We start from the raw sequence: 12,892 nt of genomic DNA, 5'->3' as shown, positions 1-12,892 counted from the left end.
TTTAATTGGCGAGTGATGGAATGAACCTAAAACATTAATATTGATTGAGGATTTCGTTATGTCAGGCAAAAAAAACATACCGGATGGCGCCTTACTTGCCACGGGCTCATTGACAGGCACTCTTACAGACCTTACCACGGACACTACCTACCCAATCAGTGCTACGCATTTTTACCGACAACCTGGGGCTAAAATGATAGGTATCGTTGGGAAAAACCCAGAGAACGACGATTCGATTTATATATATCAAATGAGTCTTTTTTTTAATGAGGATGAACCACCGACTCAAACCTATAATGTTGGCGATTCAAGTTGGAGAGGCAGTGAACTGTATTTTGATCCCACTGAATTGCAATTCGTTGCCACAAAAGGCCAGCTGATACTTCGAAACTTTCAAGCGGTAAAAGTTATTGAGGGTGAGGTTGACTTTATTTATTCAGAATTTTCAGGCGAAAAATATCATATCGAGGCGAAGTTTGACGTTCGTGGGTAAATTGCATTTGCAATTGTGATCGTTCCCACGCTTCGCGTGGAAACAATCATGAAAAAAGGCGGCTACCTGTTGCGTAGCCGCCTTTTCATTACCGCCAGTGAAGCTTAATCCGGCAGTTTAAACGCCATCACATAGTCACCCTGCTTGGTCCCCAGGGAACCATGACCGCCCGCCACGACCAGCACGTATTGCTTGCCGTCCTTGCCGGTGTAGGTCATCGGTGTGGTTTGCGCGCCTGCTGGCAGGCGGCCTTCCCACAGTTGCTTACCGTTTTTCACGTCATAGGCACGCAGGTACTGGTCCAGGGTGCCGCTGAGGAATGCGACGCCACCGGCGGTGGTGAACGTGCCGCCCAGGCTAGGCACGCCCATGCTCAGCGGGATTGGCACTGGCGAGCTGTCACGCACGGTGCCGTTCTTGTGCATCCAGATGGTTTTGTGGGTGGTCAGGTCGACCGCCGCCACATAACCCCAGGCCGGTGCCTGGCACGGCAGGCCCAGTGGCGACAGCAGGGCTTCGAGGATCACGCCGTACGGCGCGCCTTTGTTCGGCTGCACGCCTTCGGTTTCGCTGACGCGTGGGCCTTGCTTGGCGATGTCGGCAGCCGGGATCAGCTTGGACTTGAACGCCATGTAGCTTGGGTTGACGAACGCCAGTTGGCGTACCGGGTCGACGGAGATGCCGCCCCAGTCGAACACGCCGAAGTTGCCTGGGTATACGATCGAACCTTGCAGCGACGGCGGGGTGAACGGGCCGTCATAGCGCATGGATTTGAAATCAATCCGGCACAGCAGTTGGTCGAACGGGGTCACGCCCCACATGTCGCGTTCTTTCAACGGCGGCGGCATGAAGTTCAGGTCGGACTTGGGCTGGGTCGGCGAGGTGCGGTCGCCAGCGACTGCGCCTTGCGGTACGGCGATTTCGTGGATCGGCACCACCGGCTGGCCAGTGGCACGGTCGAGCACGTAGATGCTGCCTTGCTTGGTCGATGCCATGACCGCCTGCTTCACGCCGGCTTCGGTCTTGATGTCGATCAGCGACGGTTGGCCGCCTACGTCCATGTCCCACAGGTCATGGTGCGTGAATTGGAAGGTCCATTTCACGTGGCCGCTGTCGATGTCCAGGGCAGTCAGGCCGGCGCTGTATTTTTCCGAATCTTCGGTACGGTCGCCGCCGTATTGGTCGGGCATCTGGTTGCCCATCGGCAGGTAGAGCATGCCGAGTTTTTCATCCACCGAGAACATGGACCACATGTTCGGCGAGTTGCGGGTGTAGGTCTTGCCTTCGGCCAACGGGGTGGTGTCGTCCGGGTTGCCGCTGTCCCAGTTCCACACCAGCTTGCCGGTGTGTACGTCGAACGCGCGGATCACGCCGCTCGGCTCGTCGGTGGAGACGTTGTCGGTGACGTGGCCGCCGATCACTACCAGGTTTTTGGTCACGGCCGGTGGCGAGGTGGAGTAGTAACCGCCTGGGGCGAAGCCGCCGATATTGGCGCGCAGGTCGACCTGGCCTTTGTCACCGAAGTCTTCGCACATCTTGCCGGTGTCGGCGTTCAGGGCGATCAGACGGGTGTCGGCAGTCGGGACGAAAATGCGTTTCGGGCAGGCATTCGGTGCAGCTGCCGGGCTGGCGCTGCCGGTTGGGCTCTGCTCGGAGGCGTACACAGCGTCATCGTGATACGACACGCCGCGGCAGGTCATGTGGGCCCAGCCTTTGAAGTTCTCAGCGCCCATGCTGCTGATCTTCGGATCGAAGCGCCAGATTTCCTTGCCGGTGTCCGGGTCCAGGGCAATCACTTGGCTGTGCGGGGTGCACACGTAGAGCATGCCGTTGACTTTCAGCGGGGTGTTTTCCGCGGTGGTCTCGCCTGGATCGTTCGGGCCAGGCAGGTCACCGGTGCGGTAGGTCCACGCCGGCACCAGCTTGCTCACGTTTTGCGGGGTGATCTGGGCCAGTGGCGAGTAACGGTCACCGAACGCCGAACGGCCGTAGGAGTTCCAGTCGCCATCAGGCTGGGCCGGTGCAGCGCTGGCCATGCCAGGTACTGCGTCGCGGTCCAGTTGGCCTTTGATCTCACCCGGGTTGGTGAATTGGCTGGCAACAGCAGCGGCGCCAGCCAGCACCACGGCCACGCTCAGCGCGCCGGTGCCCAGTGGCGCCGGTTGGCCGCGCAGCAGCGGGCGACGGACCCACGGCAGCAACATGACGATGCCCAAGGCGAACAGCAGGGCCAGGCGCGGCACCAACTGCCACCAGTCCAGGCCGACTTCCCACAGTGCCCACACGGTGCTGGCGAACAGCACCAGTGCGTACAGACCCAGCGCGGCGCGGCGGTTGGCCAGCAGCAGAATGCCGGTCAGGCCGACGCCGATACCGGCCAGCAGGTAGTACAACGACCCGCCGAGCATGCTCAGCTTGACGCCGCCGGCCAGCAAGGCCAGGCCCATGATCAGCAGCAAGACGCCTAGCAGCTTGGGCAGCAAGCGGCTTGGACTTGAAGCACCATCAGTGCTCATAGTGTGTTTCTCCGTTACGTTGGAATTATGTAACCCCGTGCTTCACTGTAGATGACGATTCAGCACAGGCTTGGTTCAGCGATATTCGGTTTTTCTGTGGATAAAGGCGGTTATCCACAGGCGGGCGATTTATTCCCGGGCGCGGAGGGGTGTAAGACAGCGCTGTCTTTGCGAAGAGGGATATTCGGCAAGATGGGATCGACCGGGAGAGTGAAACGTTTCAGGTTGTTGCCGGGAAGGATAAAGGGAGTTGTGTTGGAGAGAAAGGGCGAATCGCGATATGCATCATTTCTGAATTGGTAACAGTGACAGAACGTCGCTGCAAAAAGGCGGGTGTGGGTGGGCTTTTGTGGGAGCTGGCTTGTGTGGGAGCTGGCTTGCCTGCGATGCAGGCACCTCGGTGTATCAGTGATACCGAGGTGATGCTATCGCAGGCAAGCCAGCTCCCACAGAAAAGCCCAGTTTCCACAGGGGGGATTTCTGTGTGGGTTAGAAAGTGGTGCGGATACCGAACTGCACGCTTCTGCCCGGTGCCGGCGCGATGTCGCGCAGGATCGAGCTGGCATAGCGCACGGTCTGGTTGGTCAGGTTTTCACCGTTCACAAACGCCAGCCACTGGCTGCCACCGACGTTGAAGCGATAACCCGCGCTGGCACCCAAGGTGGTGTAGCCGTCGGTGCCGCTTTCGTTATCCGGCACACGGCCTTGGCCCGCTGCATGTTCCACGTCGATCCGCGCCTGCCAGCGGTCCAGTTCCCACAGCAAGCCGCTATTCACGCGCAGCGGGGCGATGCGTGGCAAGGCTTCGCCGGAGTCGAGGTTGGTGGCGCGGGTGTAGTCGCCCGACAGTTCCAGGGCGAACTTGCCGTAGGCGCCTTCGCCAAGTTTCCAGTGATCCTGGGCTTCAAAGCCGGCGAAACGGGCGCGCACGCCAGAGTAGGTGTACTCAGGGATGCCATCCGCGTCTTCTTCACCTTCGTCGTTCAGCGTACGACCACTGCCCAACAAGCCGATGTAATTGGAGAAGTGGCTGTAGAACACGCCGAAACTGCCCTTGTGGGTGCCGTTGTCAAAGCGCAGGGCCAGGTCGCTGGACACGGCTTTTTCTTTCTTCAGGTTGGCGTCGCCCAACTCGTAGGTGCCGGTGGCCACGTGGGCGCCGTTGGCGTACAGCTCGTAGAACGTCGGTGCGCGTTCGGTGTAGCCCAGGGTCGCGGCGACGGACCAGATCGGCGTGAGGGTGTACACAGCGCCCGACGACAGGCTGCCAGCGGTGAAGTCATTGGACCTGTCGGCGCCGGCGAAGCGCGCGTTGCCCTTGGCGTCGGGATCGACGCTGGTGTGTTCCAGGCGCCCGCCGAGGCTGAGCTTGAGGCGTTCGGTGGCCTGCATTTCTTCAAGAATAAACAGCGCGCCGGCATTGGTGTCGGTTTGCGGCACGAAGGCTTCTTCGCCCAGGGCCGAGAATTCGTTGCGGGTCACTTGCGCGCCGACCACGCCATTGAACGGGCCGATGGGCTGGTGACGCGCTTCCACGCGGGCTTCATAACCTTTGTTCTTGAAGATCGTACCGGTCTCGCCGCCTTCGATCTCGCGGTGTTCGTAATCGGTGTAGCCGGCGTCGACTTTGACCGAGGTAAACGGCCCTTGCAGGTTGCGGATTTCCGAGGCGAACGCGTAGTGATCCTGCTTCATGCGGATGCGCACGTCCTGTTCGGCGGGGGAGCCGTAGTTCGCGTCATAGCTGCTGTAGGACAGGCCGGCATAACCATCATCCCAGGTGTAGGAGCCGCCTACGGCGCCGCCGTCCTGGCGCCCGTCGCTGTTGCCCAGGCGGCCGTTCTTGCCGGGCGCATCTTCGGTTTCGGGGGCGTGGCGGCTGCGGGCTTGGCCGGGGATTTTCAGGTCGTTGAATTCCCGCGCATTGGCGTCCAGGTGCAGTGCGAACGTGCCGTTGCCGGCTTCCAGGCGGCCTGCGCTGCTGCGGGTGGTGTCGGCGCCGCCGTAGCGCAATTCGCCAGCGCCGTGGATGCCTTCGATGGCTTCGGTGGGGATGCGGTTGTCGAAGGTATTGACCACGCCGCCGATGGCGCTGCCGCCGTACAACAACGCCGCCGGGCCACGCACGATTTCAATGCGGTCGACGTTGATCGGGTCTAGCGGCACCGCGTGGTCGTAGGACAACGACGACGCATCCAGTGCGCCGACGCCGTTGCGCAGGATGCGGATACGGTCGCCGTCCTGGCCACGGATGATCGGCCGGCTGGCGCCTGGGCCAAAGTACGACGACGACACGCCGGGCTGCTTGTTCAGGGTTTCGCCCAGGCTGCCTTTCTGTTGCAGGGTCAGGTCATCGCCTTCGAGCACGGTGGTGGGCGAGGCCAGTTGCTCGCTGCCCAGCGGGTTGCCGGTAATGACTTGCGGTTGCAGCTCAAGGGCCTGGGCGTGGGAGCTGATCAGCAGGGCGGCGGCAAGCGGGGACAAGCGCCACAGAGAAGAGAGGGACATCGGACATTCCTTGGCAAAACGGCGAAAAGATTTGAAAGTAATGGTTACAATATAACATCTCTTTTTCGCTGTGAACGGGAACTTTTTATAACTGGGCGGGCGGGGTGATAAGGTGTGCGCCTTAGTGACCCTTTTTTTCATAGGCCCGGCATGACCGCGACAAGCAACGACCCACTCCACGGCGTGACCCTGCAACACGTCCTCACCACCCTGGTGGAACACTACGAATGGGACGGCCTGGCCGAGCGCATTGATATCCGCTGCTTCAAGAGCGACCCGAGCATCAAGTCGAGCCTGACCTTCCTGCGCAAAACCCCGTGGGCGCGGGAGAAAGTCGAAGGATTGTACGTCAAGCTGATGCGCACCAAACGCCCGTTGGATTGAGCCGGTGAAGCGCTTTGTCGCGGCAGCGGCGCTGGCGGGATGGGTGGGGCTGGCGATCCAGCAATACCTGATTTTCTATTCGCGCTGGTCCAGCGGCGCCAGCCTGTTGGGCGGGCTGGTCAACTTTTTCAGTTTCTTCACGGTGCTGACCAACACCTTGGCCGTGGTGGTGTTGAGTTATGCGCTGGTCAAGCGTGACTCAGCGGCGAAGCGGTTTTTCCTCGCGCCCAGGGTCAGCAGCGGCATCGCCGTGAGCATCGCGGTGGTGGGCCTGGCGTATAGCCTGTTGCTGCGGCATTTGTGGCAGCCAGAAGGCTTTCAATTTATCGCCGACGAACTGCTCCACGACGTGATGCCGGTGCTGTTTTTGATCTACTGGTGGCGGTGCGTGCCCAAGGGCACTTTGCAGCTCAAGCACATCGGCGCCTGGGTGGTTTACCCGTTGGTGTACTTCGCTTATGTGCTGCTGCGGGGGCATTTGCTGGGGCAGTATCAGTACCCGTTCATTGATGTGGACAGCCTTGGTTACCCACAGGTGTTTGTGAATGCTGGGGGGATTCTGGTGGGGTTTGTGGTGATTGCTTTAGCGGTGGTGGGCTTGGATAAGTTCTTGAAGTCACCTCTGCACTAATGTGGGAGCGGGCAAGCCCGCTCCCACAGGGGTTACTCATACTCAGGAAGTTAGTCTTCTTCGTTGCCTTCTGCACGCCAGTAACCGACGGCCTTGAGGAACTCTTCGTTGACCTTGTGCGTATCCAGCAACACACGGCGCACCTGGCGCGACAGCTTGGTCTCCATCGCCACAAAGCTGTATAGCGAACCATTCGGCAGCGTCAGCTTCTGCACGGTGTCCAGCAGGTCATCCTGACCGCGAATCACCCAGATCACCTCAACGTCTGCGGCACTCTTCAGCGCCTGCTTTTCTGCCGCATTAGCGATCTCGATCACCGCCAGCACCTTGCGCCCAGCCGGCAATTCCTCGAGGCGCCGCGCAATGGCGGGCAGGGCGGTTTCGTCGCCGATCAGCAGATAGCTGTCGAAGATGTCCGGCACGATCATCGAACCCCGTGGCCCGCCGATATACAGGTGCTGGCCGACCTGCACCTGCTCGGCCCAGGTGGACGCAGGGCCATCGCCGTGCAGCACAAAATCGATGTCCAGCTCGCCGATGTCCAGGTCGAACCGCCGTGGCGTGTAGTCGCGCATCGCCGGTTGCGGGCCGTCGCCCTTGATGCTGAACGTCGGGCTTTCCAGCGCGGCCTGTTCGGCAGTGTTCTGCGGGAACAGCAGCTTGATGTGATCGTCGCTGCCCAGGCTGACGAACCCCGCCAGTTCAGGCCCGCCCAAGGTGATACGGCGCATGCGTGGGGTGATATCGACCACCCGCAATACTTCGAGGCGGCGGCGTTTGATTTCGTGACTGACGCGGTGGATCACTTGGCTGTTCATTGGTCTTTCCCGTCGGCAATGGCTTGAGCGGTGCGATTGAGCAGCGCCGCGACACGAACGATTTCTTCCGGGCTCCAGCGCCCGTGGTGCGAGTGCAAGGCATGGCGCAGGTTGTGTACCGCCTCGTGGATCTCGGGCGGGCGGTCATGGCCGCGCAGCGAACGTTTGCTCACGTCGATGCGCATGCGCACGCCGTCCAACGCCACTTGCTGCTCGCTTAAGAAGAGACGACCGGCGTCGGTGATTGTGTAGCGTTTTTTTCCGCCATCGGCGTCGCCCTGGATCAAGTCGCTTTCTTCCAGAAAGGTCAGGGTCGGGTAAATCACGCCGGGGCTGGGGGTGTAGGCGCCGTCGAACAGGCTTTCGATCTGGCGGATCAGGTCGTAACCGTGGCACGGCTGCTCGGCAATCAGCGCTGGCAGCAGTAGTTTCAAATCGCCGGGTGCAAATACCCGGGGGCCGCGACCGCGGCCTGCGCGAGGGTCAAAGCCGTCGCGCTGGTGAGGATGGTCTCGCATGGGTGGGAGCCTCTGTGTGTATCTAGATATAACGTAAGATATATCTTATTGCTTGCGCAAGGCTCCCCGACAAACGGTCACTTGTGGCCACGCCAGGGCAGCGGCATGGTCACGGCGGTGTGGGCTCAGGGATTCAGGCGCCGGTTGCCTCGTGCGCTTCCAGGCGCTGCAAGGCTTCGCGGGTCAGGCGGCGAGCCAGGTCCGTTTGGCTGGGCAGCGCTTCGGTAAAACCAGCGGCGAGGATGCGTTCGTAGGTGTGGGTGGTCATTGGATGACCGGTCAGCACGTCCGCGTGTGGCACCTTGAGGGCGTCGGCCAGCGCCAGTAAATGTGGCTGTTGCTCAAGACGTTCCTCGGCGCTTGCGCTGGCCCACTGGCTCTGGGCGGACGACAGGTCATCGAGGGGGTCGAGTAATGCATGGGCGTGATCGAGGCTGGCCTGGAACTGAGGTGCATGGGTTTCGTGCAGATACAGGTCCCAGAACGGTTGCTCCAGCAAGGCATTCGCTAGACCGTCGCCGGCTTCCGGTAAACGCACAGCGTCAAAGGCGTTCTCAAGCTGAGTCGAGCTCACATCGCCCGTTACCCGGTAGCTCATGTGCGGCGAGACCCAAGGCAATTTCAGGCGTTCCTGCAAGGCGGTCTGGTAGGCCAGGTACACCTCCACCTCATCGACGGTGCCGGGAACGCCATTGATCACTTCGGTGTTGAACCGCAAACCCTGCCCGCCCTCGGCGACAGGTTTGATGCGCTGGGCGATGTCGGCCTTGGCGAACTGGTTGAGCCGGTCCAGCCGCGACTTGCCTCGGGCCAACTCGGTCAACTCACGCTCGCGCGAAACGCTGGCGAGGTTGCGGTTGATCTCGGCCAACCGCACTTCGATGCCCATGGCATTAAAAACCTGTGCGCCGGCGTCGGCGCAGTTCACCGGGTTGCTGGCCATCAAGAACAGGCGTGCGCGCAGTTCGTGGTCGCCGTGCATGGCGCGCAGCGTGCGCCAGACTTTACCGGTCAATTCTGTGCGGCCGGCTTGAGCGAGTAGCAAGTCAACCGACGTTTGAACGTTGTCGGTAACCTCCAGGCTTTTAATGACTTCGAAGAAACCTTGGGCGCCGTGTTCCTGTTCGAGGTCTTGCCATATTTGTTTAAGCTCGTCATGGCTGCGCTGGGGTTCCTCCACCAGCCAGAACGCACTGTCTCCCCGGGGTTCATAGGTGCGGTAGGGGTCCAGGCCTGCCGCCAGGCGGTAACTGATCAACTGCTGTTCGGCGTCGGTGGTCAGCCGATTGCGGTCCAGGCGGGTATTGGCCACTACCTCGGCTTCAGGCGTCCATGGCAAGAATTGCGGCACCTGGGTGACCTCGGTGTTTTGCAGGTTCAGGTAGAACCCTGGCGATCTGGGTTGATCGAACAGCCCGCCCGGCCAATCACGGATGCCGGTGTTGTTCAGATACAAGGCGTCCAGGTGCTGCATGCGGCCGATGTTCGGTGCGACGGTCAGCCGGCTATTGTGGCTAAGGTTCAGGTGCCGCAGTTGGGTCAGGTCGGCCAATTGTTCGAGGGTGGCGGTGTCCCATGGGGTGCGGGTGTCCATCAGGGTCAGGTACTTCAGCGAAGTCATGCGCCTTAGGGATTGGGGCAGCCTCGCAATGATGTTCCTGCTCAGGTTGATGCTGATCAGGCGCGGGAAGTGGTCGAAGAACGCCAGGTCGGCCTCAGACAGGATACTTTGGTACATCTCCATGTGCTGGATATGATCGAAGTTGGCGCTCAACCGCAGGCTGCCTAGCGTGCCTGAAGAAGAGAGGCCACTCAATTTCAGCGACATGGCGGTCTGCTGGATGTTGGCCTCCCAGGCGCGCAAGATGCCATCGGCCAGGTTCCGACGTAATGTGTGTTCGCTGCTGACCGCGTTGGTCCATTGCGTCAGCTCGCGGTGCAACTGCAGTTTTTCGCGCTCACGTGCCTCAAACCGTTGCAGTTGCACCGGGTCGTCAAGGGTGTCCAGGTACGCTTCGATCTCCTCCAGGCGGGTGTACGGATACAGCGCTTTGACCCGACGTTCCAGGGCGCTGGGGAACATCTGGCAAAACCAGCCCACTGTCGTGTGCATGGGGGGTTGCGCCAGTACATCGATGTCTTTGGCCGGCTGGCGCAACCCTACGGGCCGGTCGGCGAACACCTCGCGACGCGAGTCGGGCGTGCACAGGGTGTCTTTCACCCAGTCTTTCAGCGCCTCGCCATCACCCCGTGCATAGCCTAGCGCTTTGCGCTTTTGCGGCGGCAGCGCGTCGAGCACGGCGTCGAATAAGTTGCCGGCCGGTTGCGGTGCCTGCAGGTTGTTGTCGTAAAGCTCGTAGAGCCCGTCGTCTTTGACCAGCAGGCGGTGAGTGCTGGCGTTCTGCGGTCCGGCGCTGGCACGTACGTTGGCGACGGGCGTGTGCTGGCGGATTTCGATGCGGCAGTCTTCCAGGCTATCGCTGTAGACGTTCAGGGTATCAAGCAGGATTTGCTCGGTGCCCGGGCCGAGCAGTTGCGGGTCGTAAAAGCCCTGCAAGGCATGGGCAACCTTGGCTTGCCCATCCAGCTCGCGGGCGATGTTTTTCAGGCGCAAGGGCAAGCGCTTGTCCGCGTCCAGCCTGTCCAGTTCCTCGGGCCAGGCCAGGTCGAGTACATGGTCGACTTGGCTTTTGGGCAGCCCGGGGAAGGCATCGCGTACCTGCACGCCACGCGCGGTGGTGAGGTCTTCAGTGTTTTTATACAAGTACGCGAACAGCGAACCTCGGCGCTGGGCCAGTTGATCGGCCATTCGGTTGCGCAGGGCGTCTATCTGCGCGGTGCGGCCCTCAGGTGTTTCGCCCAGCAGGGTGCTGAGGGAGGTGCTGTCGAGACTGTCCACGATCCGCTCGGGTAGTTTTCCCTGGTTCAGCTCGTCGCGGCTGATCGACAGGGTCTGGCTGGCGTCGGCTTCACCGAAGCGCAGGTGCTCGCCGCTCAAGTCGGCGTTTTCATACACCAGGATTGCGCGTTGTTGCGGCCATCCCGCCAACTCCCGGGCGATGTAGGGGCTCCAGTAAGTGTCCTGGTCAACAGGCTCACCGGCGCGCAGTTGTTCGGGCATTTCGCTGGCCTGCTGCAGCAGCCGCATGCGCTTGAGCGTGTCGTCCAATAGCGGTGCGGCGCGGCTGTCGGTTTGAACGGCACGCAACTGGTTGTGGTCAAGGCCGCTGATGGCAAGGACCTGTTGCTGTTGCTCGGTATTGAACGGGCCCAGTTCGCTCAGGCGTCGTTGATCGCTCCAGGCGCGTGGGCTGGTGTCTCGTGCGATCGGCGGCGCATAGGCCTCGGCCCGCGTGGCGTGCTGAACGCGATAATCGCCACTGGCGGCCTCGGGCTTGAGTACGTAATGCGCGCCCTCCCACGGCAATACCTGCTGGCCGGCGTGACTGTGCAGGCCGGCCTCATCCGGCACCGAATCAGCGGGCATTTGCAGGTCGTGTTGATAGGGGGTCGGGTCCGGGTTCCACAGCCGCGTCTTGCCGTTGACCTCCACGGCCTTGAGCTGATTGATGAACGCCGACTGGGCCAGTTTGCCGCCGACACCGAACGTCGCCAGTTGCAACACATCGGTGACCACCCCCACCAGATGCAGCGCGCCTTCGCGGACTTGGCCCTGGGCCAGGTCGACCACACCTTCCACCACTTCATCCAGCAGTTGGTAGGCGGTGTAGGCCAGCATCACTTCGCCCAGCACCGGCACGAATGGGCTGGCCACCAACAGGGCGACGTTGAGCACACTTTCCAGGATGTGAGCGAAGGCATCCCACCAGGCGCTGCGCGCACGGCGGTCTATATCGGCGGTAGGCACCGCCAGTTCACGGCCGTCGTTGAGGATCTTGTTCAGCGCCGCCTGGTACAGCTGTGGCCACAGCTCACCGTTGATGGGGATTGCGCTGTAGGGTGCGCGTTGGCGCTGGCCGTCGATAAAGGCAGCACGGTGTGGGTGGTCGACGAATTGGCTGAAAAATTGGCGATAGTCCGGGTCCTTCAATTTGCTGGCCAGGTCATCGCGAAACGCCACGGTGCTGGAGTAGGCCCGGATTGCGCCTTTGGGGTCATGGGGGATGTACACCACCACCGGCACGACGTCTTTGGCCAGGTCCAGGTCGCTGGCGATCAGCAGGACGCCGGTCAACAGCGTCTCCATGAGGCGCAGCCGATAAAACTGCATGACACCACGCTCGCCCCGCACAGTGCGTTGCACCAGGTGAAAGGTCGCCGCATCGATCTCGCCGCGCAGTTGGGCCAAGTGCGCCGCGCTGTTCAGGGCCGCTTGCTGGCTGGCAATCACCTGGGCTTGCAGGCTTTTTTTGTCGGCCTCCAAGGGCGGCAGCAGGTGCTCCTTGAGGTGCTGGGCATACAGGGTGCCGAGGTCCAGTTCACGGCATAAATCGATGAATTGGTCGATGCTCATGCGGGTGTGGTGCGCCAGGACATCGAAATGACCACCGGCATCGGGCTGGGTGATGTAGCGCGAGCTGCTGGTGAACTGCTCATCGTCGGCGAAGTTTTGCAGGGCAGCGTTGAGCAGTGACAGGGTGCGGCTGGTGCTGCCCTTGAAAATCGAACCGTGCTCGGTGACCAGCAACACGTGGGTGGCCCGTACATCCAGTGTGAGCTCGTACTGCTGCTGCAAAGCGGCCGTCAACAGCGGCGTGGCAAACGCGTACACATCCTGCAGCGCGTTCAAGCGTTGATCGACGGTGTTTTGCGTGGCCCAGGCCTGGGCATTGGCGGCCTTGAGCGGGACATGTTGGCCGGCGGGCACCTCTTGCAGGTGCGCGAGCCAGTCCAACGGCGTGTGGCTGAGCGCTTGCGCCCGTGGCCAGGCGGTGGTGAGCAGCCAGTCGGGCAGGCTTTGTTTTATCAGTGAGTAATGCGGACCTTTATCCGGTGTGGCGGGCATGGCGGAAGACCTTGAGTCGTAGACAAGGCCCGCAGCCTAAGTGTGGGGGGGGAGCACC

At 61.3% G+C, this 12,892-nt stretch carries 8 protein-coding genes; 3 read left to right on the top strand and 5 right to left on the bottom strand.

Translation table 11 applies throughout. The features are described 5' to 3' along the window. The first annotated feature begins 58 nt into the window (after positions 1-58). Positions 59-493, top strand: a complete 435-nt coding sequence (locus J1G37_RS01405; RefSeq protein ID WP_207039922.1) for a hypothetical protein — start codon at positions 59-61, stop codon at positions 491-493. A gap of 104 nt (positions 494-597) precedes the next feature. On the opposite strand, the gene J1G37_RS01400 is transcribed toward J1G37_RS01405, so the two are convergent. Both J1G37_RS01400 and J1G37_RS01395 read right to left on the bottom strand, forming a co-directional pair. Then, positions 598-3,009 (bottom strand): glucose/quinate/shikimate family membrane-bound PQQ-dependent dehydrogenase, encoded by a 2,412-nt coding sequence (locus tag J1G37_RS01400; protein ID WP_207039921.1) that lies wholly within the window; start codon positions 3,007-3,009, stop codon positions 598-600. Positions 3,010-3,498: 489 nt separating this feature from the next. After that, on the bottom strand, positions 3,499-5,517 hold the full coding sequence (locus J1G37_RS01395; protein WP_207039920.1) for a TonB-dependent receptor: 2,019 nt from the start codon (positions 5,515-5,517) through the stop codon (positions 3,499-3,501). Between the two features lie 150 nt (positions 5,518-5,667). Between J1G37_RS01395 and J1G37_RS01390 the strand changes: the two genes are divergently transcribed. Together J1G37_RS01390 and J1G37_RS01385 are read left to right on the top strand one after the other, a co-directional pair. Beyond that, complete coding sequence (locus J1G37_RS01390) at positions 5,668-5,901, top strand: VF530 family protein (RefSeq protein ID WP_017738479.1); 234 nt, start codon at positions 5,668-5,670, stop codon at positions 5,899-5,901. A 4-nt stretch (positions 5,902-5,905) separates the two neighbouring features. Next, entirely contained in the window at positions 5,906-6,532 is a 627-nt protein-coding gene (locus tag J1G37_RS01385; protein ID WP_207039919.1) for a Pr6Pr family membrane protein, read from the top strand. 50 nt (positions 6,533-6,582) lie between these two features. Here J1G37_RS01385 and J1G37_RS01380 read toward each other — a convergent pair whose 3' ends face one another. The 3 genes from J1G37_RS01380 to J1G37_RS01370 form a co-directional block, all read right to left on the bottom strand. Beyond that, on the bottom strand, positions 6,583-7,350 hold the full coding sequence (locus J1G37_RS01380; protein ID WP_207039918.1) for a siderophore-interacting protein: 768 nt from the start codon (positions 7,348-7,350) through the stop codon (positions 6,583-6,585). Further along, positions 7,347-7,868 (bottom strand): PadR family transcriptional regulator, encoded by a 522-nt coding sequence (locus J1G37_RS01375; protein ID WP_185707668.1) that lies wholly within the window; start codon positions 7,866-7,868, stop codon positions 7,347-7,349. Before J1G37_RS01375 ends, J1G37_RS01380 begins: the two co-directional genes overlap by 4 nt. 133 nt (positions 7,869-8,001) lie before the next feature. Beyond that, complete coding sequence (locus J1G37_RS01370; protein ID WP_207039917.1) at positions 8,002-12,834, bottom strand: NEL-type E3 ubiquitin ligase domain-containing protein; 4,833 nt, start codon at positions 12,832-12,834, stop codon at positions 8,002-8,004. Between the last annotated feature and the right edge of the window lie 58 nt (positions 12,835-12,892).

Origin of the sequence: Pseudomonas sp. Marseille-Q1929 (assembly GCF_017316265.1) — a bacterium.
In the GTDB taxonomy this organism is placed as follows: Bacteria; Pseudomonadota; Gammaproteobacteria; order Pseudomonadales; family Pseudomonadaceae; genus Aquipseudomonas.
This window is presented reverse-complemented; position numbering and strand designations above follow the sequence as displayed.

Excerpts from the sequence above, each read along its gene's own strand:
- J1G37_RS01400 (WP_207039921.1), bottom strand. The coding sequence starts at position 3,009 with ATGAGCACTGATGGTGCTTCAAGTCCAAGCCGCTTGCTGCCCAAGCTG.
- J1G37_RS01380 (WP_207039918.1), bottom strand. The coding sequence starts at position 7,350 with ATGAACAGCCAAGTGATCCACCGCGTCAGTCACGAAATCAAACGCCGC.
- J1G37_RS01405 (WP_207039922.1), top strand. The coding sequence starts at position 59 with ATGTCAGGCAAAAAAAACATACCGGATGGCGCCTTACTTGCCACGGGC.
- J1G37_RS01395 (WP_207039920.1), bottom strand. The coding sequence starts at position 5,517 with ATGTCCCTCTCTTCTCTGTGGCGCTTGTCCCCGCTTGCCGCCGCCCTG.
- J1G37_RS01370 (WP_207039917.1), bottom strand. The coding sequence starts at position 12,834 with ATGCCCGCCACACCGGATAAAGGTCCGCATTACTCACTGATAAAACAA.
- J1G37_RS01390 (WP_017738479.1), top strand. The coding sequence starts at position 5,668 with ATGACCGCGACAAGCAACGACCCACTCCACGGCGTGACCCTGCAACAC.
- J1G37_RS01375 (WP_185707668.1), bottom strand. The coding sequence starts at position 7,868 with ATGCGAGACCATCCTCACCAGCGCGACGGCTTTGACCCTCGCGCAGGC.